The sequence below is a fragment of the Modestobacter italicus genome (assembly GCF_019799965.1).
Classification (GTDB): domain Bacteria; phylum Actinomycetota; class Actinomycetes; order Mycobacteriales; family Geodermatophilaceae; genus Modestobacter; species Modestobacter italicus_A.
Genome location: NZ_JABGCJ010000001.1, coordinates 788162 through 814295 on the forward strand (window position 1 = coordinate 788162; position 26134 = coordinate 814295).

Here is a 26134-nt window from a genome sequence, read left to right on the forward strand (position 1 = left end):
GGGCCCCGGCACTGCCAGGATGAGCCCGATGTCCTCTCCCCCACCGGCCCCCGTCCGGGAACCAGCCTGGTCGCTGTCCCGCTCGGCGATCAGCCTCTGGGTCGCCCAGGGCGTGATCGCCGCGCTGGTCGAGGCGGCCGTCGTCGCCGCGCTCATCGTCTTCGTGCCCGGGGACGCCGGCTGGTGGCCCACTCTGGTGCGCTGGGGCGGGCCGGCGCTCGTGCTGGTCACCGTGGTCCTCGACATCGGGGTGCAGCCGCGGCTGCGGTACCGGGTGCACCGGTGGGAGGTCACCGACGAGGCGGTCTACACCCTCACCGGCTGGCTCACCCGCACCTGGACGCTGGTGCCGATCTCCCGGATCCAGACCGTCGACGTGACCCGCGGGGTCCTGCAGCAGGTGTTCGGCCTGGCCACCGTCGCGGTGCTCACCGCCTCCTCGCAGGGCACCGTCCGGATCCCGCACCTGGGCGCCGATGTGGCCCGGCGGGTCGCCGACGACCTGGCCCGCCGGGCGGAGCTGGTGCGGGACGAGGCGACGTGATCGACCCGGTGGAGGTGCCCGGACGGCGCACGTCGGCCTGGGTGCTGCTGCTGCACACGATCACGTTCCGGCAGGCCCGCGCGCTGGTGCCGGCGGCACTGGCGTTCGGCGCCACCCGCGGCCTGGACGGCGGGGCGCTCACGGTGGTCGCGCTGGTCGTCGGGGTCACCCTGCTCTCGCTGCTGGGGGCCGCGGTCACCTGGTGGCGGTTCAGCTACGCCGACACCGAGACCGCCATGGTCGTCACCCGCGGGCTGCTGTCCCGGTCGGTGCGCACCGTCCCGCTGGACCGGGTGCGCGGGGTGGAGGTGGAGGCACCGGCGCTGCACCGGTTGTTCGGCTTGGTCCGGGTGCGGATCGACGCCGCGGCGGGCTCGACGGGCGGCACGGAGGAGGAGCTGCTCGTCGACGGCGTGCCCCAGGCGGAGGGCGACCGGCTGCGCGCCCGGCTGCTGGCCCGCCGCGCGCGGGTGGTCGCCGGGGACGTCGCGGCAGCCGGGACCGAGGGTGCCGTCGCGCCGCCGGCCGAGGAGCCGGAGGAGGAGATCGCCCGCTTCGACCGGCGCTGGCTGCTGTACGCGCCACTGGTCGGCAGCTACCTGGCCGTCCCGCTGGCCGCGATCGGCGCGCTCTTCCGGCTGCTGGACGAAGTGCCCGACCGCTTCGTGCCCGACCTCGACCGGCCCGACCTGCCCGACGGCACGGTGGCCGCCGGCGCCGTGGCCATCGCCGTCGTGCTGCTGGCCCTCGGGTCGATCGTGGGCAGCGCGGTGGTCAACTGGGGGTTCCGGCTGGTCCGCCGCGGCGGCTCGCTGATCGCCGTGCGCGGCCTGGTGACCCGCCGGCACACCGAGCTGGAGATCGACCGGATCCGGGGCTGCACGGTGAGCCAGGGCGTGGGCATGCGGCTGGTCGGGGCGGCCCGGGCGAGCGCGCTGGTGACCGGCCTCGGGGACGCCGCCCGCCGCGGCCAGCTGCTGCCACTGGGGCCGCACGCGGAGGCGTGGTCGCTGGCCGGCCGGCTGGTCGAGCACCCCGGCCCGTTGATCGCCCACCCGCCGGCCGCGCGGCGCCGCTCGGTGGTCCGCGCCACCGCCCTGGGCCTGCTGGTGCTGGTCGCCGGCGCGGTGCTCACCGCCCTGCACGGCTGGTGGCCGGTGCTGGTCGCCGGCGCGGTGCTGACCGCGCTGGGCGTCCCGCTCGGGCTGGCCCGCTACGCCGCGCTCGGGCACGCGGCAGGGCCCCGCTCGTTCGCCGTCCGGTCGGGGTGGCTGGTGCGGGAGCACACCGTGCTGCAGGGCCGCGCCGTCGTCGGCTGGCAGGTGCGGCAGTCGGTGGTGCAGCGCCGCGCCGGGCTGGTCACCGTGCTCGCCTGCGTCGGCGCCGGCACCGGTGGCTACGCCGCCCGGGACATCGCCGCCGACGAGGCCGCCGCGTTCGCCCGGACGGCGTCCGGCTCCTGGGCCGCCACGCTCACCCCGTACGGCTGAGCCGACCGCCACGCGCGGTCCTTGCCTCCTGGGTACCGGAGGCAGAGACTCAGGCCGTGCGTGCGGAGGCGGAGGCAGCCAGGTGGAGCCTGCTGCTGGCTCTGCTGCTGAGCACCCTGCTGCTGGTGCTCCCGGTGCACGGGTCCACCGGCTCGGTCACCGCGCTCAGCACGGCCCTGGCCCTCGCGCTCGCCGCGCGCCTGCTGTCCCGCGCGCCGCTGACCGGCCGGTCGGCCCTGCGGGTCGACGTCTCCCCCGACGCCCCGGCCGCCGACGAGCGGTGCCGCCGAGGGTCCTTCCGCCGGCAGAGCAGCCCCGACGCGCCCGGCCGGGTCCTGCCGCGCGCACCTCAGCCCGCCTGACCCCCTCGGTGGCCGCGCCCGCCGGCTGAGCCATCGCGCTCGCCGCGCCTCGTCGGCCGAGGGGGCTGCCGGCTCGACCACCCGGTCTCCGTACGGAGCCCGGGTGCTACCCCGTCCCCTCGCGTCGCGCCCCGCACCGGTCTCCCACTGCGGCCGCGCAGCGACGCACCCGAACCGTCTCGAGGTCTCGCATGCTCGACTGGCTCTACACCGTGATCGCCTGGACGTTGGCGCAGTGGCACGCACTGCTCGCCACGTTCCTCGACCCGGCCGGCGGCCCCGCCTGGGTGCTGGCCATCGTCCTGCTCGTCATCACCGTCCGACTGCTGCTGTTCCCGCTGTTCGTGCGGCAGCTGCGCTCGCAGCGGGCGGTGCAGGAGCTCCAGCCGGAGATCCGGGCGCTGCGCGAGCGGCACTCCGGCGACGCACAGCGCCTCAGCCGCGAGGTCCTGGCGCTCCAGCAGGAGCGCGGGGTCAACCCGCTGGCCGGCTGCCTGCCGGCACTGCTGCAGGCCCCGGTGTTCCTCGCGCTGCTGCACGTGCTGCGCAGGCTGGCCCCGGGGGCGGACGGGCTCTACGGCTGGTCCTGGGAGCTCACCCAGCAGGCTGCCGGCGCGACGCTCGCCGGGGCGCCGATCTCCAGCTCGTTCACCATGCGCGAGCCGCTGCGCTCGGCCGTCCTCGACCAGGCCGGCGCCTCGGAGACGCGGGTCCAGGTGGTCGCCACGGTGCTGATCGTGGCGATGTGCCTGACCTCGTTCCTCACCCAGAAGCTGACCCAGCGGCGGGCCGGACCGGTCGAGGGCCAGGCGGCCACGGTGCAGAGGGTGCTGCTCTACGGCCTGCCGGCCGGGCTCCTGGTGACTGGGTTCTTCTTCCCGGTCGGGGTGCTCCTGTACTGGACCACCAGCAACCTGTGGACGCTCGGCCAGCAGCTGTACGTGCTGCGCCGGATGCCGCCGCCGGCCGCTCCGCCCCTGCGCACGCCCGCCCCCGCTCCCCGGCCGGGAGCGAAGCCGGCGCACCGGCGACGGCGGAAGGCACGCTGACCCACCGGGACGGACGACGACGGGCCAGGATGGCGCCGTGCCGATCGACGCCGCCGACCTCGAGGCCCTGCTCCCGCCGCTGGACGACGCTCCCGGCCCGGAGCTGACCGCCGGCGGGACCGCGGACGGGCTGCGCTTCCCGGGGCCCGCCCTGGCCGGGGACGCGACCGACGCCCGCTTCCTGGAGTGCGTGCTCACCGACTGCGACCTGGCCGGCGTGCCGTTCGACCGCGCCCGCCTGTCCACCTGCCTGCTCACCGCGCCACGCTCACCGGCCTGGTCGCTGGTCGACGCGACACTGCTGGACGTGGTCGTCGACGGCGGCCGGTTCGGCGCGGTCACCGCCTCGGGCGCCGGGCTGACCCGCGTGGCCCTGACCGGGGTGAAGGTGGACTTCCTGGACCTGCGCGGCGCCACCTCGGTCGACGTCGCGCTCACCGGCTGCACCATCGGTGAGCTGGACGCCACCGGCGCCGACCTGCGCGACGTCCGGCTGGTCGACTGCACGGTGGGCTCGCTGGTGCTGCGGCAGGCCCGCAGCCGGGACGTCGACCTGCGCGGCGCGGAGGTCGAACAGCTGGACGGCGTCGCCGACCTGCGCGGCTGCACGATCAGCCCGGCGCAGCTGACCGGCTGGGCCGCCGGGCTGGCCGCCGAGCTGGGCATCCGGGTGGGCTGACCGGTACCCCGCCGACGCGACGTCGACCGGGCCGACTGCCCTGGCAGGACCGAGCTGTGGGCCCTCAGCCCCGACGCCTGCTGGTGCTCCACCGCTGGAGCTGGTGCTCTGCTGCCCACCAGGCAGCAGAGCACGAGCGTCCCGGGAGCAGCGTCCAGCCCCGGCGGATCTCGGCTGCTCCACCCACTCGCGGAGGGCCGGCCCAGCGCCGGGGGAGCGGCCCGCTGCTCCGGTCCGACGACCGGGCAGTCACGTTCGCGAGCTCAGGACGCCGAACCGGCTCCGTGGGCGGACAGCAGGCCGGTGAGCAGCCCGGCGAGCGCGTCCGGGGCGTCTCCGGAGAGCAGCCCGGCAGCGGCGAGCACGTAGCGGGAGTCGACGACGACCCGGGTGCCGGCCAGCACGCCGCCGGCCCCACCACGGTCGGCGGCCAGCCGCGCCACCACGCCCTGCACCGCGGCCGGCTCGGCGTGCCGGAAGACGCCACCGGAGAGCACCACCAGCCCGACTCCACGGGCGCTCGCCCCGCCCGGCCCGTAGGCGGCCTCGGCCCGCAGGTGCCGGCGCAGGGCGACCACGGCGGCCGCCTCACCGAGCGCCAGCGGGTCCTCCCCCGGGGCGTCGAGCCCCTCGGCCAGTGCGGCCTCGCGGAGCGCGCCGGCACTGGCCTGCACGCCGAGGTCGCCCTCCACGGTGCGCCGCCGGGCCGGGACCCCGACAGCCGAGCGCGCCAGCGAGGTCTGCTCGGCATCGGCCGCCGGGACGCAGTGCACGTCGGTGGTGGCCCCGCCGACGTCCAGCACCAGCACGCCGGGCACCTCGTCCCCCGCCCGCAGCGCGGCCAGCGCGGCCACCCCGTCGAGGACGGCGTCCGGGGTGACCGCACGCACCCACTCCCGCAGCCGCGGGTCGGTGGACAGCCGGTCCCCGCCGATCACGTGGGTCAGGAAGACGTCCCGGATCGCCGCCCGGGCCGGCTCCGGGGCCAGCCGGCCGATGTCGGGCAGCACGTTGTCCACCGCGGTGACCGGGCGGCCTGCGTCCGCGAGCTGGCCGGCCACCTCGTCCCGGACGGCGGCGTTGCCGGCCAGCACCACCGGGACGGACCGTTCCCACCCACCCAGCGCGGCGGCGTTGTGCCGCAGCACCGCCGCATCCCCGCCGTCGGTGCCGCCCACCAGCAGGACGACGTCGGGGGCGGCCTCGCCCAGCCGTTGCAGCGCGGCGTCGTCCAGCCGGCCGGCCGCGACGTGCACCACCCGGGCGCCGGCGGAGAGTGCGGCCCGGTGGCCGGCCTCGGCGCTGATCAGCTCCTCGTAGCCGACCACCGCCAGCCGGAGCCCGCCGCCGGCGCTGGAGCAGGCGCGCACCGGTGCGTCCCAGCCCGCGGTGGCGTCGAGGACCCCGGCGACGACGTCGTCCGGGGTGGTCGGGGCCTGCCGGGTCTCCACCAGCCGGCCGGTGGGCAGCTCGACCAGCGCCGCCTTCGTCCAGGTGGACCCGATGTCGACGCAGGCCACCCGCTCGCTCACGGGCGGACGACGCCGGCGGTGGCCGCACCGGCGGTGAGCTCGGCGAGGCCGAACGCCTGCACCGGGCCCAGCGCACCGGTGCCCTGCACCCCGCCCTCGGCGGCCCGGACCGCCGCCCAGGCGAGCAGGTCCGCGGTCATCGGGTAGGGATCGGGGCCGAGCAGCCGCACCCGGGCCACCCGCTCCCCCGCGGCGTCGCGCACCTCGGCGACGACGTGCGTGCGGCTCGGGCCCTGCGTGGTCGGCGCGGTGGCGAACCGGCTCCCGATCAGGTCGGCCAGGCGCGTCAGACCGGCCGGTGCGCCGGGGACCCGGCCCAGCACCGGGCCCAGCGGGGCCAGCCGGTGCGCCACCTCGGTCGCCGGGCCGAACCAGTCCAGGTAGACCCCGACCGTGCGCAGGGAGGGCGCCAGGCCCGGCAGGGTGAGGTGCTCGGAGCCGCCCACCGACAGGCCGCGGCGGGTGCGCCCGGCCACGTCGAACCGCCAGTCGTGCACCCCGGCGGGCTCGGTGACCAGCCGGCCACCGGACCAGGCGTGCCCCGGTTCGAGCAGCACGCCGAGCAGCGAGACCAGCGTGCCGCGGGAGAACCCCTGCCCCGGACCGGCGTCCCGGGAGTACCCGACGTCGACCCGGTGCGCTCGGTCCCCGGCCTCGGCCAGCGCCAGCGCGCCGGCCAGCACGCCCGGCACGTAGTCGTGGCCGAACGCGGTCAGCAGCGCCGCCCCCGACCGCTCGGCCCGGGGGCCGAACTCCTCGAACACCCGGCGCAGGAACGGCGGCTCGCCGGTCGAGTCGAGGTAGACCGCACCGGCGTCCGCGGCGGCAGCGACTGCGGCCTCGCCGTGGCGCAGGAACGGGCCCACGGTGGTGACCAGCACGTCACCGCGACCGATCAGGGCCCGCACCGAGGCCTCGTCGGTCACGTCGGCCGTGGCGGTGTCCAGCGGGCCGGCGTCGCCGCCCAGCTGCCGGGCCAGCGGCGCCAGCCGGGCCGGGTCGCGGCCGGCGAGCACGGGCCGGGCACCGCGTGCGGTGAGGGCGGCCGCCGTCAGGCCACCGGTGTGGCCGGTCGCGCCGAGCAGGACGATCCGAGCGGGCATGAGCGGACAGTAGCGACGACCCAGCCCTCGCCTTGCGGAACTGCGCGGTCCGCGGGTGCGCCGCCCCGCACCGGGTAGCCGGGGGGCGATGTCCCCCTGCCGCCGTCAGCGCCCCGAGCCGTTCGGCCCCTGCTCGAGGCCGACCCGGCCGGCCAGCGCGGCGGCCTCCACGCGGGTGGAGACCCGCAGCTGGCGCAGCAGGTTGGCCACCAGCCGCTTCACGGTGCGCTCGGAGACGTGCAGCGTGGTGGCGATGTCGACGGTGCTCGTGCCGGCGGCCACCAGCTTCCAGAGCCGGCGGTCGTCGGCGGACAGCTGCGCGGCGATGCCCTGGTCGGCGCTCGGCGCGGCGTCGTCCAGCAGCTGGCGCAGCAGCGACTCCGGGATCACCGACCAGCCGTCCAGCACGGCGAGCAGCGGGCGCACGAGCGCCTCCGGGCTGGTGGTCTTCGGCAGGAACGCGCTGGCCCCGGCGCGCAGCGCCTCCAGCGCCGCGTCGGCCTCGGCCAGCCCGGAGAGCGCGACGATCCGCACCATCGGCTCAGCCCGCCGGATGGCCGCGATCGCCCGCGTGCCACCGGGCGGGGGCATGTGCAGGTCCACCACGGCGACGTCGGCGTGGTGCCGGCGCACCAGCGCTGCACCGGCCGACGCGTCCTCCGTCGTCCCGACCACCCGCACCCGGCCGCCGCTCTCCGGCGGCAGCAGCAAGGACAGCCCACGACTGAACAGCGGGTGGTCGTCGATGACCACCACGTCCACGGGGGGACGGTGCTCAGCAGCGGCACCGACGTCGAGTCCCTCCACGTCACTCCCAGAGTCAGCTGCGCCCGGCCCGGCTGACCGACCGCAACCCCGGAGGTGCCCGTGACACTCGCTGCCGACACACGCCCCGCCACGTTGCCCGGACTGCTCACCGACCTGGTCCGGGTCGTGCGCAGCCACCTGCCCCACCCTGCCGCCGAACCGGTGAGCACGGGAGACGCACTGGTGCGTGCCCTGTGCCACGACATGCGCAGCCCGCTGGCCGCCCTGGAGTCGGTGCTCGACCGGCTGGACGCCGACGACGACCGCCGTCCCGAGCTGCTCGAGCTGGCCCGCGCCCAGGCCCAGCACCTGGCCTCGATGCTCCGCACCGCCAACGCCACGGGAGGCGCGCCGGAGCGGCGCGGCGCCCGGAGCCTGGCCGACGTGCTGCAGGCGTCGGTGGCCGCCTCCGGGCTGCCCGCCACCCAGCTGACCGTGCGGGTCGGGGAGGACGCCGCGGACGTCGTCGTCGGCGACGCCCGGGTGCAGCGCATCTTGACCAACCTGCTGGAGAACGCACACCGGCACGGGCAGGGCCGTCCGGTCCGGCTGCGGGTCGACCGCCGCGCGGAGTGGGTGGAGTTCGCCCTCACCCAGCCTGGGGTCCCGGCCGACCGGGTGCTGGGGCACCTGAACCGGCTGACCCCGCCGGTCGACCTGAGCGGGCTGGGGCTGTGGTCGGTGCAGCGGCAGACCCGCGAGCTGGGCGGCCGGCTGGCCTGGTGCCTGGGTGAGGACGGCGACTTCACCCTGGTGGTGCGGCTGCCGGACCGCTGAGCCTGCGCCGGGGTCAGCCCCGGCGGTGCAGTTCGTCCAGGTGGGTGCCGAGCACCTCGGTCGCCCACCCGGTGGGGGCGGACTCAGCCTGCCGGACCAGCTGGAGGGCCAGCCCGTCGACCAGGGCGTGCAGCCGGCGACCCTCCAGCGGCACGTCGAGACCGGGCCGGGCCCAGCCGGCGTCGACCAGTGACGCGACCACGCCGGTCGTGACGGCGGCCAGCTGCGCGTGCGCGGTGTCGTAGACCGCCCGCAGCGCCCCGCCACGCGGGGCGAGTGAACCCAGGTGCAGGAAGACGTCCATCTCCAGCCGGCGCTCGGCGTCCAGCGGCAGCAGCTCGCGGAGGACGGCGGTCTGCGCCACCGGTGCCTCCGCGTCCAGCTCCAGGGCCGCGACCCGGTCGGCCACCCGCCGTGCGACCAGCTCCAGGGAGAAGACGAGCAGCGCCTCCTGGGTGGGGAAGGCCCGTCGCAGCGAGCCGGTGGCCAGGCCTGCCTCGGCCGCGACGTTGCGCACGGACAGCGCGGCGACGCCGCCGCGGGCGAGCACCCGCCAGGCCGCCTGGGCCACCTCGACCTCACGGGCGGCGTGGTCGATCAACCGGGGCACACCGGGAATGTACACAGTCGTGCTAACTTGCTGCTTGTTGACACAGTCGTACCAGCAAGGAGTCCGGCGTGATCCTGACCGTGGTCGTGGCCTGCGAGATCGGCTTCTGGGTGGCGGTGCTGGCCGGCCTGGCTGCCCGTTACCTGCTGCGCGCCCGCCGGCTGAGCACCGTCCTGCTGCTGGCCGCGCCGGTGATCGACGCCGTGCTGCTGGTCGCCACCGCACTCCACCTGCGCTCGGGCGCGACGGCCTCCTGGGAGCACGGCCTCGCCGCGCTCTACATCGGCTTCTCCGTCGCCTACGGCCACCGGCTGGTGCAGTGGGCCGATGTCCGCTTCGCGCACCGGTTCGCCGGTGGCCCGGCGCCGGTGAAGCCCACCGGCGCGGCGTACACCCGCGCCTGCTGGGCCGACGTGGGCCGCACACTGCTGGCCGCGCTGGTGGCCGGCGGCGTCCTCGCCGGGCTGGTGGCCTGGGTCGACGCCCCGGACCGGACGGCGGCGCTCAGCGCGGTGTACCCGCTGCTGGCGGTGATCGTCGGGATCGAGCTGCTGTGGGCGGTCAGCTACACCATCTGGCCCAAGGCGCCCGCCCAGGAGGCCACCGTCGGTCGCTGAGCAGGTCGGCCCCTGCGGGCCAGCGGACGGCACGGGGGTGACACCGGCCGGGGGCATCCCCCTGTTGTCACCGCGAGGGCGGCGACAGCGACGACGCAGAGGGAGAACGCCCGTGTTCACGCACACCCACGCACTCCAGTTCGAGGCCAAGCCCGACGGCCCCGACGCCGACTTCGCCCGCAAGATGCAGGAGGTGCTCGGTGGTCAGTGGGGCGAGATGACCGTCGCCACCCAGTACCTGCTGCAGGGCTGGAACTGCCGGCTGCCCGGCAAGTACAAGGACATGCTCCTGGCCATCGGCACCGAGGAGCTGGCCCACGTCGAGATGATCGTGACGATGATCGACCGGCTGCTGGACCACATGCCGCTCAAGCCCGACGCCGCGGACCGCACCAAGGAGGCCGCCGCCGGCTACGGCCAGCTCAACCCGCAGCACGCCATCGCCAACGGCGGCGGCGCGTCCTACATGGACAGCATGGGCAACCCCTGGACCGGTGCCTACGTCACCGCCAGCGGCAACCTGATGGCCGACTTCTCCTACAACGCCACCGCCGAGATGCAGGGCCGCCTGCAGGTCGCCCGCCTGTGGAACATGACCGACGACCCGGGCGTCAAGGACCTGCTCCGCTTCCTGCTCACCCGCGACCACATGCACCAGCAGCAGTGGCTGGCCGCCATGGAGGAGCTCAAGGCCGACGGCCTGGACGGCATCCCGGTGCCCGAGGCGTTCCCGCTGGACGAGGAGCTGCCGGAGTTCGCCTACACCTTCATCGACGCCTCCGACGGCGCCGAGGCCGCCAACGGCCGCTGGGCCAACGGCCCGGCCCTGGACGGGACGGACAACACCCTCCGCGCCGCCCCGATCGCCGCCACCGCGGACGCCCCGATCCTCCCCCCGGGCGACCCGCGCCTCTACGGCACCCCGCCGGTGCCGATGCAGGGCCTGCTGCAGAAGGCCAAGGACGCCCTCAAGTGAGTCGCCGCCTCCGGTGATCCGCCGCCGGAGGCACGCCCTCTGCGCCGTCGCCGTGCCGGCGCCCCGGCTCCGCTGACAAGCGGTCCTGGGACGCCGGCCCGGCGGGCGTCCGACCACCTCGGAGGTCTCGCCGTGCACCTGTCGACCCACACCCCGCACCTGCACGTCCCGGCGGTCCGCCTGCCCGGCCGGCTGCCGGTCGCCACCGTGCTGCTCTCGGTGGTCTACGCCGCCGCGATCGTCGTCGCCCTGGCCACGCCCGGCCAGCACGCCCTCGCCGCCGGCGTGGTGCTCGCCGGCCTGGTCAGCCGCACCGCCGTCCGCCGACGACGCACCGCGACCGCAGCGGTCCCCGTCGCCGCGACCGCCGTCGACGCGCTGCCGGTCCCCGCTCCGGCTGCCGCACCGGCACCCGCCGCCGCAGCCTGACGACAGCCGCGAGGCCCGCCCCCACCGGGGACGGGCCTCGCATCACGTGCTGGAACGGCCCCGCTGCAGGGTCCCACCGCGAGCCTGCGAGGGGTGGGGGCAGCGGGGCCCGCTCTCAGTGGGCGACCGCCTTCTCCGCACCGATGCCGGTCAGCGACCGGACCTCGAGCTCGGCGTACTTGTCGACGTCCGGCTTCTCCTTGGAGACCTTCGTCCCCAGCCAGCCGAGGAAGAACGACAGCGGGATGGAGACCAGGCCCGGGTTCCGCAGCGGGAACCACGCGATGTCGAAGTTGGAGAACATCGCCGTCTCCGACCCCGAGACCACCGGCGAGAAGATGATCAGGCCGATGCAGACGATCAGCCCGCCGTAGATCGACCACAGCGCGCCCTGGGTGGTGAAGTTCTTCCAGAAGAGCGTGTAGAGGATCGTCGGCAGGTTGGCCGAGGCCGCCACCGCGAAGGCCAGGGCCACCAGGAAGGCGATGTTGATGCCGGCCTGCAGCGCCAGGATGCCCAGCCCGATGGAGACCGCCCCGATGACGACCGCGGTGATCCGGGCGACCCGGACCTCCGCGTTGGCCGCCACCTGGCCCTTCTTCAGCACCGAGGCGTAGACGTCGTGGGCGAAGGACGCCGACGCGGTGATCGTCAGCCCGGCCACCACCGCGAGGATCGTGGCGAAGGCGACGCCGGCGATGATGCCCAGCAGCACCGTGCCGCCGAGCTCGAACGCCAGCAGCGGAGCTGCTGCGTTGACCCCACCGGGGGCCGCCAGGATGGTCTCGGAGCCCACCAGGGCGCCGGCGCCGTAGCCGATGACCAGACTGAACAGGTAGAAGGCACCGATCAGCCAGATGGCCCAGACGACCGACTTCCGGGCGTCCTTGGCGGTGGGCACCGTGTAGAAGCGCATCAGCACGTGCGGCAGGCCGGCGGTGCCGAGGACCAGGGCCAGCGCGAGGCTGATGAAGTCCAGCCGGGTGGCGTTCGACAGCCCGTACTGGGCGCCGGGCTCCACCACCTGCTGCCCCTCGGAGGCGATCGCCCCACCGATCAGCGAGGAGAGGTTGAAGCCGTACTCGGCCAGCACCCAGATCGTCATGACCAGGGCGCCGGCGATGAGCAGCGTGGCCTTGATCATCTGCACGTAGGTGGTGCCGCGCATGCCACCGACCAGCACGTAGAAGATCATCAGCGCGCCGACGACGACCACGACCAGGGCCTCGGCAGCCGCGCCGCTCACCCCGAGCAGCAGGGCGACCAGGCCACCGGCACCGGCCATCTGGGCCAGCAGGTAGAACAGCGACACGAACAGCGTGGAGATGGCCGCCGCGGTGCGGACCGGCCCCTGACGCATCCGGAAGGCCAGCACGTCGGCCATGGTGAACCGGGCCGTGTTGCGCATCAGCTCGGCGACCAGGAGCAGCGCCACCAGCCAGGCGACGAGGAAGCCGATCGAGTAGAGGAAGCCGTCGTAGCCGTAGATGGCGATCGCGCCGGCGATGCCCAGGAACGAGGCCGCCGACAGGTAGTCACCGGCGATGGCCAGCCCGTTCTGGGTGCCGGTGATGTTGCGGCCGGCCGCGTAGTAGTCGGCGGCGCTCTTGTTGTTCCGGCTGGCGCGGAAGGTGATGAACAGGGTCACCAGCACGAACGCGCCGAAGATCGAGATGTTGATCGCCGGCTCGCCGATGGTCGCGCTCTCGGCGGCGAACAGGTCAGCCACGGGGGGTCTCCTCGTTCCGGGGGGAGGCGAACTCGTGGGCCTCGAGACGGGTGCGCATCTCGTCGGAGATGGGGTCGGTGTTCTTGCTGGCGTGCCGCACGTACAGCTGGGTGATCAGGAAGGTGCTCACGAACTGGCCCAGCCCCAGCAGGATGCCGAGGTTCACGTTGCCGAAGACCTCGGTCGCCATGAAGTCGGCCGCGTAGGTGGAGAGCAGGACGAAGAGCAGGTACCAGACGAGGAACGCCACGGTCATCGGGACGGCGAAACTACGGAACCGGCGGCGCAGCTCGGTGAACTCGGGTGAGTCCTGCGCTTGCCGGTACTCCTCCGGTGTCAGCAGCTTGCGGTCGGTCGGTGGGGTCACGGGGCACCTCACTGTGCGTTGCCTGAGGGTGATCGCGGTCACCCTAGGGTGCCCGGACTCACAACGCGAGTGACCGTGTTCCGATAGTTACGCGGCGACTTTCGGGCGACCTCGGGATTCCATCTCGGTGCAACGCCGGGGATACGGCCAGCTGGTGCACTGGGTGCATGGCCCCCTCCAGGACCGAGAGCCCGTGGACGAGCACGCCCCGGCACCCCCGCGCGGAGGCCGGTACCGGTTGGTACCCGGTGGCCCGGTCCGCCGAGGTGGGGACGACGCCGCGGCAGGTGGGCGCGGGCGGGCAGGCCTACGTCGTCCTCCGGCTGCGACCCGGCGCCGAGGTGACGGCGCTGTCGGCGCGCTGCCCGCACCGGCTGGTGCCGCTGATCGCGGCCACCGTGGTCGACGGCCGCGTCCGGTGCCCGTACCACGGCTGGCAGTTCAACGCGGAGGGCCGCTGCGTGGAGATCCCGTCCCTGGGGCCGGTGGGCGCACCCCCGCCACGGGCCGACCTCTCCACCCCGTGGGCGGTCGAGGAGCGCGACGGCTGGGTGTGGCTGGCCCCCGACCCCACGCCGACGGCCCGCCCGCCGCGCGCGACCAGCCCCACCCCGGAGCCGGCCCCCGCCCTCCCGCAGCCCGACGGCCCGGTGCTGGACAACCTGCACCCCGCCCTCGAGCACGCCTGGCACCCGGTCGCCCTCTCCGGTGAGCTGCTCGCCGGCGGCTGGGTGCAGACCCGGCTGCTGGGCCGCACCTGGACGGTGCACCGCCGCCCCGGCGGCGCCCTGGACGCCGACCCGCCGGCGTGGGCCGTGGCCGAACGGCTCGGCGTGGTCTGGGTCGCCCCGGCCGAGCCACGCGCGGAGCTGATCGGCGTCCCCGAGCTCGCCGACCCGCTGACGCTGTCCGCCTGGCTGCCCCCGGTCCGCAGCCTCGCCCCGGCCGGGCCGCTGGCCGACGCCTTCCTCGACGCCACCCACCGGTCCGCTGCTCAGCCGGCGACGTCCGGCACGCCGGAGGTCACCGTGCCGGACCCGGCCTACGAGCGCAACGGGTTCTCCGCCGTGCACGAGGAGCCCGGACGCCGGCGGGTCACCCACGTCCACCGCGCGCCGTTCCAGCTGCTGCGGCGGGAGGAGGACCTGCAGACCGGGGCGGTGACCACCGTCCTCCGGCTGCTGCAGCCCGAGGACGCCGACTCGACCCGGGTGCACACCTGCGTGCTGCTGCGCCGGCCCGACGGCACGGCGGACGGCGACGCCCTCGATGCCGCGGTGGCGTCCGCCGCGGCGTCGCTGGCCGAGGACCTGGCGTTGCTCCCCCGACTGGCCAGCAGCGGACTGCCGCTGCTCCCCCGGGACGAGCTGCACGTGCGGGCCGACCGGCTGGGCGTCGCGCTGCGCCGCACGCTGGCCGACCTCGTCGCCGACTGCGCGGCCGCCGACCGGGCCGCGGCCCTGGAGCAGCGCGCCACCGCCTGATCCACCCGCGGCCGGGACGCGCAGGATGGGCCGATGAGCGCAGCAGGTCAGTTCGAGCGGGGCACCGACGGGCCCCGGGTCATCCTGGTCGGGGTGGACGGGTCGCCGACGTCGCTGCGCGCGGCGGCCTACGCGGCCGGGTTGGCCCGCCGGCAGCGCGCCCGGCTGGTCGCCGTCTTCGTCGTGGAACCCCCGCCGCCGATGGCCGGCTGGGTGCCCGACGCCCAGGTGGTGGCCCGGGACGCCGCGGCGCAGGTCGGCGAGGAGCTGCGCCGGGAGCTGCAGCCGGCCGCCGAGCAGTTGGGCATCGAGGTCGAGCTTCGGACCGCGCAGGGCGACCCGGTGACCGAGCTGTCCCGGATCGCCGACGAGCTGCCGGCCGACGCGGTGCTGGTCGGCGCGTCGGAGCAGGCCGGTCACCGGGTGGTCGGCTCGGTGGCGGTGCGGCTGGTGCGGGTCGGCCGCTGGCCGGTCACCGTCGTCCCGTGACCGTCGCGCGGTGAGCCGCTACGGTCAGCCGGCGTGGCGACGATCTCTCCGGAACTGACCGACCTGCCCGAGCAGCGCGTGATCGGGGTGCAGGTCGAGGCCCCGTTCGACGAGCTGCGGCACCGGGTGCCGATGGCCTGGCAGGCCCTGCTCGGCCGGGCCGCCGAGCTCCCCGACGCGGGCGCCACCGGCTTCGTCGAGGCCAGCCAGCACCTCGGGGGTGGGCGCTACCGGGAGACGGTCGGGGTCCTCGCCGGCGCGGACACCCGGGTGCCGGCCGGGATGACCGCGGTCGTGCTGCCCGCGGGGCGCTGGGCGCGGCTGGTCCACGACGGGCCGCTGGCCCAGGTCGCCGACGGCTTCGGCCGGCTGCACGAGTGGTGCACCGGTCAGGGGCTGACCGCCGGCGACCTCAAGCTGGACACCGGCTACACCGCCGACGGCGGCGGCCCGCACCTGCTGCACGTCGACGTCCCGGGCTGACGTTCACGCCGTGGTCGGCCCCTCGTCGGCGGCGAGGGCGTTCGCCAGCAGGTCCCGGTGGGCGGCCAGCAGCCACCACAGCGCCCCGGCCAGCACCAGCTGGACGGCCCCGGCCACGGCGAACACGGTGGGCACGCTCGTCGCGTCGGCCAGCAGCCCACCGGCCAGCGCGCCCAGCGGGATGCCACCCCAGACCAGCGTCCGGTAGCCGCCCTGGACCCGGCCGAACAGCGCCTCCGGGATGAGCGCCTGTCGCAGCGACATGGTGAGCACGTTCCAGAAGAGCACCCCCACCGTGCCCACCGCGAACAGCGCACCGGCGACCACCGCGTTCTGGGTGAGGGCCATGGCACCCAGGGTCAGCGCCGCCAGCACCGAGCCGGCGACGAGCGTGGCGGTGCGGCCGATCCGGCCGGCCAGCGGTGCGGCGGTCAGCCCGCCGACCACCGCGCCCACCCCGGAGGCGGTGAGCAGCAGGCCGTAGCCCGCCTCGCCCATCCGCAGGGTGTCCAGGGCGTACAGCACCAGGACGCCGCTGGTCATCGCCGAGGTGAGCGCCGTGCTCGCCGAGACGAGGGTGAGGCCGCGGAGGAACCGGTGGCGCCACAGCCAGCCCACGCCCTCGGCGACGTCCCGGCGGATGGTGGTGCGCGGCCCGTCGCCGCGGGCCGGCCGGTGGGTGCCGGCGATGCCCACCACGAGGACGGCGGCGAGCAGGAACCCGCCGGCGGTGGTGAGCAGCGGTGCGGCGACGGCCAGGGCGAAGAGCACCGAGCCCAGCGGGGCGCCGACGAACCCCTGGCTGGCCTCCTCGGCGGTGGTGAGCAGGCCGTTCCCACGGTCGAGCTGGTCGCGGCGGACCACCTGCGGCAGCACCGCCCGGGCCGCGCTGTCGTACACCGTCTCGGCGACCCCGACGGCGAACGCCACGGCGTAGAGGACGGCCAGCGACGCCGTCCCGGTGAGCACGGTGACCGCCAGGGCGGTGAGCGCCAGAGCGCGGACGGCGTTGGCCACCGCCATCGCCCGCTTGCGGTCGGTGCGGTCGACGAACGCCCCGGCCGGCAGCGCGAACAGCAGCCACGGCAGGAAGGCCAGCGAGGTCAGGCCGGCGACCAGGACCGGGTCGCGGGTCAGGGTCGCCGCCAGCAGCGGCAGGGCGACCCGGTTGACCCCGTCGGCGAGGTTGGACGCAGCGCTGGCCGCGTAGAGCCGCCAGAACGCCGGACCGAGCGGACTGGACACGGGGGTGACCCTGCCAGTGCCGTCCGACACCCGGGCGCCGCCCCTGCGGCCCGTCGAGTGCCAGCTCAGCGGGGACTCCTCCGTGCCGAACGCCCGCTGAGCTGTCACTCGGCGACGAGGCAGGCCTCCCCGGCGGCTCATCCCGGGGGTGGACACCTGGTTCACCCCGCAGGACGACGACGAGCGGGACGACGCTGCCTAGGGTCGTGCACCATGGACCAGCCGCTGCTCGAACGCATGGCGGGCTGGCTGCGGCGTCACCCCTTCGGCGTCGACGCGACCCTCACCGCGCTGCTGATCGTGGTCCTGTTCGGCTCCGGGACGGGCGGATACGCGAACGACAACAACGTCGGGCTGCTGCTGACCGTGGTGCTGCTGGCCCCGCTGGCCTGGCGCCGCCGCCGCCCGGTCCGCGCGGCGGCGGTGGTCGTCGCCGTCTCGCTGGCGGAGCTCGTGCTCCTGCCGAGCTACTTCCTCCCGGCCAACGTGGCCGCCCCGGTGATGATCTACGCGCTGGCCGCCTACGCCCCCCGCTGGGCGAGCCACGCCGGCCTGGTCACCGGTCTGGTCGGGGCCGCGCTCGCCTCGGCCGTCTACTTCGGCGAGGGCACGCTGTTCGCCTTCGTCTTCTCGACGGGTGCGATCAGCGTGCTGGTGGTGGCCTGCTGGGCGCTGGGCGACCTGCGCCGGGCCCGGCTGCAGGAGGTGTCCGGCCTGCAGGAGCGGGCCCGGCTGCTGGAGCTGGAACGCGAGCAGGAGATGCGGCTGGCGGCGTCCACCGAGCGGGCCCGGATCGCCCGGGAGATGCACGACGTCGTCGCCCACTCGCTGTCGGTCGTCATCGCCCAGGCCGACGGCGGCCGGTACGCCGGCCAGTCCGACCCCGCGGCGGCGACCGGCGCGCTGGAGGCGATCTCGGCGACCGGCCGGCAGGCGCTCACCGACATGCGCAAGCTGCTCGGCGTGCTCCGGGAGGGCGACGGGCAGGAGTTCGCGCCGCAGCCCGACGTCGCCGCCATCGACCAGCTCGTCGCCGACGTGCAGGCCAGCGGGCTGGACGTGGACCTGATCGTGGAGGGCAGCCCGCAGCCGATGCCGGCCGGAGCGCAGCTGGCCGCCTACCGGATCGTGCAGGAGTCGCTGACCAACGTGCTCAAGCACGCCGGCCCGGCCGGCCGGGCGTGGGTGCGGCTGCAGTGGCGGCCCGACGCCCTGGAGCTGGCCGTGCTGGACGACGGGCGTGGTGCGTCGGCGTCGATCGTCGAGTCCGACGGGCAGGGCCAGGGGCTGCTGGGCATGCGGGAGCGGGCCGAGCTGCACGGCGGCCGGCTGACCGCCGGCCCGCGACACGGCGGCGGGTTCGGCGTCCAGGCCGTCCTGCCCTACCGTTCCCCCCGATGAGCAGCGATCCGATCCGCGTCGTCCTCGTCGACGACCAGCAGCTGGTCCGCGCCGGTTTCCGGATGGTGATCGACTCCCAGCCCGACCTCACCGTCGTCGGCGAGGCGGGGGACGGCGCGGCGGCCGTCGAGCTGCTGCGCCGGACGCCGGCCGACGTCGTCCTGATGGACGTGCGCATGCCGGGCACCGACGGCATCGCCGCGACCGAGCAGGTGACGGCGCTGCCCGAGCCGCCGCGGGTGGTCGTGCTGACCACCTTCGACCTCGACGAGTACGTCGTCGCCGCGATCGGCGCCGGGGCCAGCGGGTTCCTGCTCAAGGACGCCCCGCCGGAGGAGATGCTGGCCGCCGTGCGCACGGTGCACGCCGGTGACTCGGTGATCGCCGCCAGCTCCACCCGCCGGCTGCTGCAGCACGTGGCCCCGATCCTGCGCGGCTCCGGGGGCGCCGGGACGACGCAGGCCGACCCGGGGGCGCTGGCCGAGCTGACCCCGCGCGAGCGGGAGGTGCTGGTGCAGATGGCCTACGGCGCCACCAACACCGAGATCGCCGGCCAGCTGTTCGTCAGCGAGGCGACGGTGAAGACCCACGTCGGCCGGGTGCTGGCCAAGACCGGGTCCCGGGACCGCGTGCAGGCCGTGGTGCTGGCCTACCGCACCGGCCTGGTCGCCCCCGCCGACCTGCTCCGCGACGCCCCCGCCTGATCAGCCGCCGGGGCACGTCGCGTCACCCCCGCTGTGCTCCTGGCAGTGGCGGGGCTCGAGCTCCGGGACGTCGGGGGTGACCACCGCCTGCATCCAGAGCCCGAGGCACAGGCCCAGCACCGCGCCGCCGCCGAAGACGACCGCGGGGAGTCTCCGGCGCAGCAGCAACGCCACCACCAGCCCGAACCCGGGCACGGCCGTGCCGAAGAGCACGGCCAGCCGGCCGTGGTGCTGCGCCTCGGCGCGGGCGGGGTCGGCGACGGGCTCGGCGGAGCCGTCGGGCCACCAGTCCGTGAGGTCCGGCGTGGCCAGGTCCGCCACCGCGCCGGCCCACTGCAGCCACTGCCAGCCGGTGAGCAGGAGCCAGGCGACCGCTACCGCGACCAGCACGGCCGTCGTCCAGCCCGGCGCCGGCCGGGTGCCGCGGGCAGGGCGCTGGACCTCCGGTGGGCCGTCGTCGACCTCCCACTCGAACACCCGCGTCCCCCTGTCGGTCACCTCGGCAGCCTGCTGACCTCCCTGGCCCGCTCGGCGGGGCCTCCGCCCGGCGTCAGCCGCCGGGGCACGTCGCGTCGCCGCCACTGTGCTCCTGGCAGTAGTGGGGTCCGTCATCCCGGGCAGGGGCGTCCGGGACGTCGGGTGAGACCGCGCCGTGGACGAGCAGGCCCACGACGAGCCCGACGACGGCGCCGACGCCGAACACCGCCTGCGCGACCCCCCCGCCGCCATCGGGCGGCCAGGTACCAGGCCAGGCCGGGGCAGCCGGCCCCGACGACCGTGGCGAGCACGGCGTCCCGCTGGGCGGCGGCGGTCTCGGCTGCGGTGGGCGCCTCGCCGTAGAGGTCCCAGGTGCCGAGCACGGCACTGAGCGCGAGCAGCGGCCCGGCGCCCAGCCACCCCAGGGTGAGCAGGGAGATCGCGACGAACAGCCACCGCGGCACCCGCTGCTCGCCGTCGGCAGGCGCCAGCCGCTCGCGCCCCGAGGCGCCATCGCCCAGCCGCTCGATCATCTGCCCCCTCCTCGTCAGCCCGGAGGATGACAGTCCCTCCGCCCCCGGGGGCAGCGGCGCGCTCGCACAGACCAGCCCGTGCGGCGACGCGGGCGCAGGTCTGGAGGCGAGAACGTGATCACGTCCCGATCACCGCCTCTGGAGGCCGAAGTGTCCGTCCCCGTCATGACCGTCCCGGGTGAGCCCGCGTCGACCGTGTCCGCCGCCGTCCGCGCCAGCGACCTGCGCAAGACCTATGGCTCCGGTGAGACTGCGGTGCACGCGCTGGCCGGCGTCGACGTCAGCTTCGACCGAGGGGCGTTCACCGCGATCATGGGCCCCTCCGGCTCGGGCAAGTCCACGCTCATGCACTGCCTGGCCGGGCTGGACGCCGCCACCGCCGGCCAGGTCTGGCTCGGTGACACTGAGCTGACCAGCCTGCGCGACGACCAGCTGACCAAGCTGCGCCGCGAGCGGATCGGCTTCGTGTTCCAGTCGTTCAACCTGCTGCCGGTGCTCTCCGCGCAGGACAACATCCTGCTGCCGATGCAGCTGGCCGGGCAGCGCCCGGACCGGGCGTGGATGGACGCCGTCGTCGGCCGCCTCGGCCTGCGCGACCGGCTGCAGCACCGCCCGCACGAGCTCTCCGGCGGGCAGCAGCAGCGCGTCGCGGTGGCCCGCGCGCTGCTCCCCCGCCCGGACGTCGTCTTCGCCGACGAGCCCACCGGCAACCTGGACTCCCACGCCGGCGCCGAGGTGCTCGACCTGCTGCGCTCCAGCGTCCGCGAGACCGGCCAGACCGTCGTCATGGTCACCCACGACCCGGTGGCCGCCGCCTACGCCGACCGCGTCGTGCTGCTCGCCGACGGCCGGCTCGCCGGCGAGGTCCACCAGCCGACCACCGACTCGATCATCAACGCGCTGCGCGGACTGGGGGCCTGACCGCCATGCGAGCAGTCACGCTGGCGAGCATCCGGGCGCACCTGCCCCGCCTGATCGCCTCCACCCTGGCGATCGTCATCGCCGTGGGCTTCGTCGTCGCCACCCTGGTGCTCAACGAGACCACCAAGGCCACCGTGCTCGAGGCGGCCGGCGCCCAGTACGTCGACACCGACGTGGTCGTCACCTCCGACAGCGGCACGGGGCTGGCCGGGCAGGTCGACGCGCTCACCGGGCTGGACGGCGTGCAGGCGGTCGACCCGACCTGGCAGACCTCCGTGCAGGCGGTCGCCCCCGGGCGCACCGGCGCGCAGTACCTGCTGGTCGAGTCGGTGGCCGCCGACCCGCAGCTGCGCTGGCAGCAGCTGACCGCCGGCGCCCTGCCGGTCCGCGACGGCGAGGTGGCGGTGAGCGAGCGGGTCGGCGCCGAGGTCGGCGACGTCCTCCCGGTGACCACCTACGACGACGAGGGCACCGCGACCACCACCGACGCCACCGTGACCGGCGTGGTCGACCTGGGCGGCGACCCGACCGCCGGGATCTACGGCAAGGCCTACGTCACCGCCGACCAGGCGCAGGCCTGGGGCGCGACGGAACCGACCGAGCTGCGGGTCGCCGGCACCACCGCCGCCGACCCCGACGCCCTGATCGGCGAGGTGCGCGCCGCGCTGTCGGGTGAGGGCGTCACCGTCCGCACCGGCACCGAGCAGGCCGAGGAGTCGGTCGCGGCGCTGACCGGCGACGCCACCTGGCTCACCACCTCCCTCCTCGTGTTCGCCACCATCGCGGTGCTCGTCGCCGGGCTGGTCATCGCCAACACGTTCGCCGTCCTGCTGGCGCAGCGGACCCGCGACCTCGCGCTCCTGCGCTGCGTCGGTGCGACCGCCGGGCAGGTGCGCCGCAGCGTGCTCGGCGAAGCCGTGCTGACCGGACTGGTCGCCTCGGTGATCGGCGTGCTCGCCGGCATCGGGCTCTCCGCCGCCGTCTCGGCCGTGGTGTCCGGCATGGACTCACCGATCCCGCTCTCCGGGGTGTCCGTCCCGCTGTACGCCGTCGGGGTCGGCCTCGCCGTCGGCACGCTCACCACGCTGGTCGCCGCCCTGGCCCCCGCCCGCGCCGCCACGAGGGTCGCCCCGCTCGCCGCGCTGCGGCCCACCGACCCCGCACCGCTTCGCTCCCGCGGCGGCGTCGCTCGCCTGGTCACCGGCCTGCTGCTCGCCGTCCCCGGCGTCGCGCTGATGGTGCTGGGCGTGGTCTCCGCGTCCATCCTGGTCGCGCTGGCCGGCGGGGTGCTCAGCTCGCTGGGCCTGCTGCTGCTCGCCCAGCGGGCGGTGCCGCCGATCGTCGCGGCGGCGGGCCGGCTGCTCGGCCGGTTCGGCGGGCTCCCGGCGCGGCTGGCCACCGGCAACGCCACCCGCAACCCCCGCCGGACGGCGGCCACCGCCACGGCGCTGCTGATCGGGGTGACGCTGACCACGGCGATGGTCGTCGGCGCCAGCTCCACCCGGGCCACCGCGCAGGCCGGTCTGGCTGCGGAGTACCCGACCGACGTCATCGTCGACGGCTCGGACGAGGAGGTGACCAGCGCGCTGCAGGCCCAGCTGGCATCGGTGGACGGCGTCGTCGCCAGTACCGGGCTGACCGCGGCCACGCTGACCGGGCCCGACGGCATGGAGACCTGGGCAGCCGGCATCGACGTGGAGCAGGCGCTGCCGGTGCTGCGCTCGACGTCCGACATGGCGCTCCCCGAGCTGGGGCAGGTCGTGCTGGACGAGTGGAGCGCCGACACCTGGGGGGTGCAGCCGGGTGAGTCGCTGACCCTGACCGCCGGCGACCGCTCCCGCACGCTCACCGTCGCGGACGGCGAGTCCGCCTACCCGCTGCTGACCGACACCGATCTGCAGTCCCTGGTGCCCGGTGCACCGGTGGACACCATGTGGCTGCGGCTGGCCGACGACGTCGACCAGACCGCGGTGATCGACGAGGTCACCGACCTGGCCGGCACCGCGCTGCCCACCTCGTTCGTCACCGGGCTGGCCAGCGAGCGGGCCGCGATCGACCAGGTGGTCGACGTCCTGCTGCTGGTGGTCACCGGGCTGCTCGGCGTGGCCGTGCTCATCGCGCTGATCGGGGTCGGCAACACCCTGGCCCTCTCGGTGGTGGAGCGGCGGCAGGAGAGCGGGCTGCTGCGGGCGCTGGGCCTGACCCGCGGCCAGCTGCGCGGTCTGCTGGCCTGGGAGGCCGTGCTGGTCGCCGGGGTCGCCGCGGTGCTCGGCGTGCTGGTCGGTGGCGCCTACGGCCTGGTCGGGGCGGCCTCGGCGCTCGGGGAGATCGGCGAGGTGGTGATCAGCATCCCGTGGCTGCAGGTGCTGGCGATCGTGCTGATCGCGACGGTGGCCGGGCTGCTGGCCTCGGTGCTGCCGGCCCGCCGGGCGGCGAAGACCCCGCCGGTGGCCGCCATCGCCGGCTGAGCCCGCACGACGCGAGGGACCGGGGCCGAAGGCCCCGGTCCCTCGCCGTCCCCTGGCCGGCAGCCGGGCGACGACGGCCGTCCAGCGGGGACACAGCCGGCCGGGGGATGCTGGGGGCGTGCCGTTCCTCCGCCGTGCCGTCACCGCCACCGCTGCCACCGCCCTGCTGGGCGGCGTGAGCTGGGTCGCCCGCGCCGCCTGGGGCCTGCCCGTCGCCCTGGGCGCCAGCCGCCGCCGGCTGCGCCCCACCGTCACCGGGTCACCGCAGTTCTCCGACGGGAAGTTCCACAACAACCTGCCCACCCCGGCCCTGGCCCCGGCGAACGCCCGCGACGGGCTGCTGCGCCAGTGGCACGAGGACCGGCACAAGGGGCTGCCCGGCGGGCCGATCCCGCTGGTCTCCCCCGAGCTGCCCGAGCAGGCCGGAGAGCTGGCGGTCACCTGGTTCGGCCACTCCAGCGCGCTGCTGGAGGTCGACGGCCACCGGGTGCTCGTCGACCCCGTCTGGGGCGAGCGGGTCTCGCCGTCCCCGCTGATCGGCCCGGCCCGGCTGCACGAACCACCGGTGCCGGTGGAGAGCCTGCCGCCGGTCGACGCGGTGCTGATCAGCCACGACCACTACGACCACCTCGACCTGCCGACGGTGCGGGCCCTGGTGCGCGAGCAGTCCGCACCGTTCGTCGTCCCGCTGGGGATCGGCACGCACCTGCGCGCCTGGGGCGTGCCGGACGACCGGATCGTGGAGCTGGACTGGGACGGCGCCACGACGGTCGCCGGGCTCACCCTCACCTGCACCGAGGCGCGGCACTTCTCCGGCCGGTTCCTGTCCCGAGACACCACGCTCTGGTCGTCCTGGGTGGTCACCGGGCCGCGGCACCGGGTGTTCTTCGGCGGCGACACCGGCTACACGCCGGCCTTCGCCGGGATCGGCGCACGGCTGGGCCCCTTCGACCTGACCCTGCAGCCGATCGGCGCCTACAACGACGCCTGGCACGCCATCCACATGGACCCCGAGGAGGCGGTGCGGGCGCACGGCGACCTCGGCGGCCGGGTGCTGGTCCCGATCCACTGGGCCACGTTCAACCTGGCCTTCCACCGCTGGGCCGAGCCGGTGCAGCGGCTGCTCACCGCCGCCGACGCCCGCGGGGTGACCGTGGTCGTGCCGCAGCCGGGCGAGCGGGTCGACGTCCTCTCCCCGCCGCCGCTGCGCGACTGGTGGACGGCGGTCGGCTCGGCCGACGAGGCAGCTGGCGAGGCGGACGGCGCGCCGGTACGGACCGGTCCGCTCCGCCGGGTCAGCCCGCGCCGGTGAGCGCGTCGAGGACGGCGGGCAGCTCCGCCAGGTCCTCGACCTCGTGCTGCGGCTGCGGGCCCTCGGGGTCGACCCGGTGCCCGGCTCGCCGCACCCGGACGACGGCCAATCCGGCCTCCAGGGCCCCGCGGGTGTCCCGGGCCGACGCCGGCACGTGCACGTCGACGCCGGCCGCCGCCGCCCGCTGGTAGAGCTCGGCGTGCGGCTTGTAGGCGTGCAGCCGCTCGCTGGTCAGCACCGCGTCGTCGTCGACCAGCCCGGCGGCGCGGGTGCGGCGGAAGAGGTCGTCGTCGACGTTGGACAGCACCCCCACCCGGTGCCGCTCGGCGACCAGCGGCAGCGCCCGGCCGACGTCCGGCCACAGCGGCCAGTCCGGCAGCGACTCCAGCAGTGCGAGGGTGTCGGCGGTGGCGTCGGCGTCCAGCCCGCGGGCGGCGTAGGTGGCGGCCAGGGCGCGGCGGCAGTGCTCGGCGAAGGGCACCCACTCCTCGGCGTCCTTCTGCGAGGCCTTGTTGCGGGCGTCCCAGTCGTCGTAGAGGTCGGTGCCGGACACCTCCCAGCCGCGCCCGGCGGCGAGTGCGTCGAACGCCGCCGACCCGCCGCTCCGGGAGTCGATCAGCGCGCTGAACAGGTCGAAGGTCACCAGGGGCATGCGCCCCATCCTGCGCTCAGCGCAGCAGCTTGGACATCCGGCGGTCGGCCAGCGGCTTGCCGCCGGTCTGGCAGGTAGGGCAGTACTGCAGTGACGTGTCGGCGAAGGACACCTCGCGCACGGTGTCCCCGCACACCGGGCAGGGCAGGCCGGTGCGGGCGTGCACCTGCAGCCCGGCCCGCTTCTCGCCCTTGAGCGTCGCCGCCCGCTGGCCGAGCTGGCGGTCCAGCGCGCCGGTCAGCGTCTCCCGCATCGCGGTGTGCAGCCGGAGCAGCTCGTCGTCGGTGACCTTGTCGGCCATCTTGAACGGCGAGAGCCGGGCGGCGTGCAGGATCTCGTCCGAGTAGGCGTTGCCGATCCCCGACAGCACCGTCTGGTCGGTGAGCGTGCCCTTGAGCTGGGTGTGCCGGCCGGCCAGCAGCGCCCCGAACGTCTCGGTGTCCACCTCGAGGGCGTCCGGGCCCAGCCGCGCAACACCGGGCACCTCGGCCGGCGACCGGACGACGTAGACCGCCAGCCCCTTGCGCGTGCCCTGCTCGGTGAGGTCGAACCCCTCGGGCAGCTCGCCCTCGCGGGGTTCCAGGTGCACCCGCAGCGCCAGCGGCCCCTTGCCCGGCTTGGGCGGGGCCGTGGGCAGGTTCTCCCGCCAGTGCAGCCAGCCCGCCCGGGCCAGGTGCACCACCAGGTGCAGCCCGGAGACGTCGAGGTCCAGGAACTTGCCGTGCCGGAAGGCACCAGTCACCTCCAGCCCGGCCAGCGCGGACAGCGGCGGGTCGAAGGTCTTGATCGCCTGGACGCCGGCCAGGTCCACGCGCGTGATCACACGGCCGACGGCGTTCTCCCGCAGGAACGCCGCCAGCGCCTCCACCTCGGGCAACTCGGGCACGCGCCCAT

General features: G+C 75.7%; 28 protein-coding genes. 17 read left to right on the plus strand and 11 right to left on the minus strand.

Features of this window, described 5'->3' with window-relative positions; all coding sequences use genetic code 11:
* The first annotated feature begins 28 nt into the window (after window positions 1–28).
* The 5 genes from HLA93_RS03805 to HLA93_RS03825 all read left to right on the plus strand — a co-directional run bounded on the left by HLA93_RS03805 (window position 29) and on the right by HLA93_RS03825 (window position 4124).
* Window positions 29–544: a PH domain-containing protein gene (locus HLA93_RS03805; protein ID WP_222192911.1), complete on the plus strand. Its 516-nt coding sequence runs from the start codon at window positions 29–31 to the stop codon at window positions 542–544.
* The gene (locus tag HLA93_RS03810; RefSeq protein ID WP_308127923.1) at window positions 541–2034 is read left to right on the plus strand and encodes a PH domain-containing protein; all 1494 of its coding nucleotides are present in this window, start codon (window positions 541–543) and stop codon (window positions 2032–2034) included. Before HLA93_RS03805 ends, HLA93_RS03810 begins: the two co-directional genes overlap by 4 nt.
* 56 nt (window positions 2035–2090) lie before the next feature.
* The gene (locus tag HLA93_RS03815) at window positions 2091–2396 is read left to right on the plus strand and encodes a DUF6412 domain-containing protein (protein ID WP_222192912.1); all 306 of its coding nucleotides are present in this window, start codon (window positions 2091–2093) and stop codon (window positions 2394–2396) included.
* A gap of 191 nt (window positions 2397–2587) precedes the next feature.
* Window positions 2588–3445, plus strand: a complete 858-nt coding sequence (yidC, locus tag HLA93_RS03820; protein WP_222192913.1) for a membrane protein insertase YidC — start codon at window positions 2588–2590, stop codon at window positions 3443–3445.
* Between the two features lie 37 nt (window positions 3446–3482).
* Window positions 3483–4124: a pentapeptide repeat-containing protein gene (locus tag HLA93_RS03825; protein WP_222192914.1), complete on the plus strand. Its 642-nt coding sequence runs from the start codon at window positions 3483–3485 to the stop codon at window positions 4122–4124.
* Between the two features lie 263 nt (window positions 4125–4387).
* Here the strand turns inward: HLA93_RS03825 and HLA93_RS03830 are convergent, their stop codons facing one another.
* From HLA93_RS03830 to HLA93_RS21945, 3 genes are all read right to left on the minus strand, one after another.
* A complete protein-coding gene (locus HLA93_RS03830; RefSeq protein WP_222192915.1) occupies window positions 4388–5656 on the minus strand; it encodes a glutamate mutase L in 1269 nt (422 codons plus the stop codon).
* Window positions 5653–6759 (minus strand): saccharopine dehydrogenase family protein, encoded by a 1107-nt coding sequence (locus HLA93_RS03835; protein ID WP_222192916.1) that lies wholly within the window; start codon window positions 6757–6759, stop codon window positions 5653–5655. Before HLA93_RS03835 ends, HLA93_RS03830 begins: the two co-directional genes overlap by 4 nt.
* A gap of 105 nt (window positions 6760–6864) precedes the next feature.
* Window positions 6865–7521, minus strand: a complete 657-nt coding sequence (locus HLA93_RS21945) for a response regulator transcription factor (protein ID WP_308127924.1) — start codon at window positions 7519–7521, stop codon at window positions 6865–6867.
* Window positions 7522–7626: 105 nt separating this feature from the next.
* Between HLA93_RS21945 and HLA93_RS03845 the strand changes: the two genes are divergently transcribed.
* Window positions 7627–8343, plus strand: coding sequence for a sensor histidine kinase (locus tag HLA93_RS03845; protein WP_222192918.1), 717 nt, complete (start codon window positions 7627–7629; stop codon window positions 8341–8343).
* Window positions 8344–8356: 13 nt separating this feature from the next.
* Here the strand turns inward: HLA93_RS03845 and HLA93_RS03850 are convergent, their stop codons facing one another.
* Window positions 8357–8953, minus strand: coding sequence for a TetR/AcrR family transcriptional regulator (locus HLA93_RS03850; protein WP_222192919.1), 597 nt, complete (start codon window positions 8951–8953; stop codon window positions 8357–8359).
* A 68-nt stretch (window positions 8954–9021) separates the two neighbouring features.
* Between HLA93_RS03850 and HLA93_RS03855 the strand changes: the two genes are divergently transcribed.
* From HLA93_RS03855 to HLA93_RS03865, 3 genes are all read left to right on the plus strand, one after another.
* Complete coding sequence (locus HLA93_RS03855) at window positions 9022–9570, plus strand: hypothetical protein (RefSeq protein ID WP_222192920.1); 549 nt, start codon at window positions 9022–9024, stop codon at window positions 9568–9570.
* 112 nt (window positions 9571–9682) lie between these two features.
* Window positions 9683–10546, plus strand: coding sequence for a manganese catalase family protein (locus tag HLA93_RS03860; protein WP_222192921.1), 864 nt, complete (start codon window positions 9683–9685; stop codon window positions 10544–10546).
* A gap of 132 nt (window positions 10547–10678) precedes the next feature.
* The gene (locus HLA93_RS03865; protein ID WP_308127925.1) at window positions 10679–10975 is read left to right on the plus strand and encodes a hypothetical protein; all 297 of its coding nucleotides are present in this window, start codon (window positions 10679–10681) and stop codon (window positions 10973–10975) included.
* 115 nt (window positions 10976–11090) lie between these two features.
* Here HLA93_RS03865 and HLA93_RS03870 read toward each other — a convergent pair whose 3' ends face one another.
* Complete coding sequence (locus HLA93_RS03870) at window positions 11091–12704, minus strand: solute symporter family protein (protein WP_222192922.1); 1614 nt, start codon at window positions 12702–12704, stop codon at window positions 11091–11093.
* On the minus strand, window positions 12697–13071 hold the full coding sequence (locus HLA93_RS03875; protein ID WP_222192923.1) for a DUF485 domain-containing protein: 375 nt from the start codon (window positions 13069–13071) through the stop codon (window positions 12697–12699). The genes HLA93_RS03870 and HLA93_RS03875 overlap by 8 nt, the downstream gene beginning before the upstream one ends.
* Window positions 13072–13238: 167 nt before the next feature.
* Here HLA93_RS03875 and HLA93_RS03880 point away from each other — a divergent pair, with 167 nt between their 5' ends.
* The 3 genes from HLA93_RS03880 to HLA93_RS03890 are packed head-to-tail and all read left to right on the plus strand — an operon-like array spanning window position 13239 to window position 15527.
* Window positions 13239–14555, plus strand: coding sequence for a Rieske 2Fe-2S domain-containing protein (locus HLA93_RS03880; RefSeq protein ID WP_222192924.1), 1317 nt, complete (start codon window positions 13239–13241; stop codon window positions 14553–14555).
* Between the two features lie 33 nt (window positions 14556–14588).
* A complete protein-coding gene (locus HLA93_RS03885) occupies window positions 14589–15044 on the plus strand; it encodes a universal stress protein (protein WP_222192925.1) in 456 nt (151 codons plus the stop codon).
* A 33-nt stretch (window positions 15045–15077) separates the two neighbouring features.
* Complete coding sequence (locus HLA93_RS03890; protein ID WP_222192926.1) at window positions 15078–15527, plus strand: GyrI-like domain-containing protein; 450 nt, start codon at window positions 15078–15080, stop codon at window positions 15525–15527.
* A 3-nt stretch (window positions 15528–15530) separates the two neighbouring features.
* Here the strand turns inward: HLA93_RS03890 and HLA93_RS03895 are convergent, their stop codons facing one another.
* The gene (locus tag HLA93_RS03895) at window positions 15531–16772 is read right to left on the minus strand and encodes an MFS transporter (RefSeq protein ID WP_222192927.1); all 1242 of its coding nucleotides are present in this window, start codon (window positions 16770–16772) and stop codon (window positions 15531–15533) included.
* Between the two features lie 213 nt (window positions 16773–16985).
* Between HLA93_RS03895 and HLA93_RS03900 the strand changes: the two genes are divergently transcribed.
* Window positions 16986–18173 carry a sensor histidine kinase gene (locus HLA93_RS03900; protein WP_222192928.1) on the plus strand — a complete coding sequence of 396 codons (1188 nt, stop codon included), beginning with the start codon at window positions 16986–16988 and terminating at the stop codon, window positions 18171–18173.
* Entirely contained in the window at window positions 18170–18877 is a 708-nt protein-coding gene (locus HLA93_RS03905; protein WP_222192929.1) for a response regulator, read from the plus strand. The genes HLA93_RS03900 and HLA93_RS03905 overlap by 4 nt, the downstream gene beginning before the upstream one ends.
* On the opposite strand, the gene HLA93_RS03910 is transcribed toward HLA93_RS03905, so the two are convergent.
* Together HLA93_RS03910 and HLA93_RS03915 are read right to left on the minus strand one after the other, a co-directional pair.
* Complete coding sequence (locus HLA93_RS03910; RefSeq protein ID WP_222192930.1) at window positions 18878–19375, minus strand: hypothetical protein; 498 nt, start codon at window positions 19373–19375, stop codon at window positions 18878–18880. It lies immediately after the preceding gene.
* Window positions 19376–19485: 110 nt separating this feature from the next.
* Window positions 19486–19887 (minus strand): hypothetical protein, encoded by a 402-nt coding sequence (locus HLA93_RS03915; protein ID WP_222192931.1) that lies wholly within the window; start codon window positions 19885–19887, stop codon window positions 19486–19488.
* A gap of 150 nt (window positions 19888–20037) precedes the next feature.
* On the opposite strand from HLA93_RS03915, the gene HLA93_RS03920 reads away from it, so the two are divergent.
* The 3 genes from HLA93_RS03920 to HLA93_RS03930 all read left to right on the plus strand — a co-directional run bounded on the left by HLA93_RS03920 (window position 20038) and on the right by HLA93_RS03930 (window position 24588).
* On the plus strand, window positions 20038–20808 hold the full coding sequence (locus HLA93_RS03920) for an ABC transporter ATP-binding protein (protein ID WP_222192932.1): 771 nt from the start codon (window positions 20038–20040) through the stop codon (window positions 20806–20808).
* 5 nt (window positions 20809–20813) lie between these two features.
* Window positions 20814–23276, plus strand: coding sequence for an ABC transporter permease (locus tag HLA93_RS03925; RefSeq protein ID WP_222192933.1), 2463 nt, complete (start codon window positions 20814–20816; stop codon window positions 23274–23276).
* Between the two features lie 118 nt (window positions 23277–23394).
* Window positions 23395–24588, plus strand: a complete 1194-nt coding sequence (locus tag HLA93_RS03930; RefSeq protein WP_222192934.1) for an MBL fold metallo-hydrolase — start codon at window positions 23395–23397, stop codon at window positions 24586–24588.
* Here the strand turns inward: HLA93_RS03930 and HLA93_RS03935 are convergent.
* The gene (locus HLA93_RS03935) at window positions 24572–25240 is read right to left on the minus strand and encodes a haloacid dehalogenase (protein ID WP_222192935.1); all 669 of its coding nucleotides are present in this window, start codon (window positions 25238–25240) and stop codon (window positions 24572–24574) included. The two genes, HLA93_RS03930 and HLA93_RS03935, sit on opposite strands and share 17 nt — an antisense overlap.
* A 16-nt stretch (window positions 25241–25256) precedes the next feature.
* On the minus strand, window positions 25257–26126 hold the full coding sequence (locus HLA93_RS03940; RefSeq protein ID WP_222192936.1) for an Fpg/Nei family DNA glycosylase: 870 nt from the start codon (window positions 26124–26126) through the stop codon (window positions 25257–25259).
* Window positions 26127–26134: the final 8 nt, after the last annotated feature.

What these genes read in the sequence shown, in the direction of transcription:
- HLA93_RS03805 (WP_222192911.1), top strand. Translation starts at nt 29, where the DNA reads ATGTCCTCTCCCCCACCGGCCCCCGTCCGGGAACCAGCCTGGTCGCTG.
- yidC (WP_222192913.1), top strand. Translation starts at nt 2,588, where the DNA reads ATGCTCGACTGGCTCTACACCGTGATCGCCTGGACGTTGGCGCAGTGG.
- HLA93_RS03835 (WP_222192916.1), bottom strand. Translation starts at nt 6,759, where the DNA reads ATGCCCGCTCGGATCGTCCTGCTCGGCGCGACCGGCCACACCGGTGGC.
- HLA93_RS03880 (WP_222192924.1), top strand. Translation starts at nt 13,239, where the DNA reads ATGGCCCCCTCCAGGACCGAGAGCCCGTGGACGAGCACGCCCCGGCAC.
- HLA93_RS03885 (WP_222192925.1), top strand. Translation starts at nt 14,589, where the DNA reads ATGAGCGCAGCAGGTCAGTTCGAGCGGGGCACCGACGGGCCCCGGGTC.
- HLA93_RS03900 (WP_222192928.1), top strand. Translation starts at nt 16,986, where the DNA reads ATGGACCAGCCGCTGCTCGAACGCATGGCGGGCTGGCTGCGGCGTCAC.
- HLA93_RS03905 (WP_222192929.1), top strand. Translation starts at nt 18,170, where the DNA reads ATGAGCAGCGATCCGATCCGCGTCGTCCTCGTCGACGACCAGCAGCTG.
- HLA93_RS03915 (WP_222192931.1), bottom strand. Translation starts at nt 19,887, where the DNA reads ATGATCGAGCGGCTGGGCGATGGCGCCTCGGGGCGCGAGCGGCTGGCG.
- HLA93_RS03925 (WP_222192933.1), top strand. Translation starts at nt 20,814, where the DNA reads ATGCGAGCAGTCACGCTGGCGAGCATCCGGGCGCACCTGCCCCGCCTG.
- HLA93_RS03935 (WP_222192935.1), bottom strand. Translation starts at nt 25,240, where the DNA reads ATGCCCCTGGTGACCTTCGACCTGTTCAGCGCGCTGATCGACTCCCGG.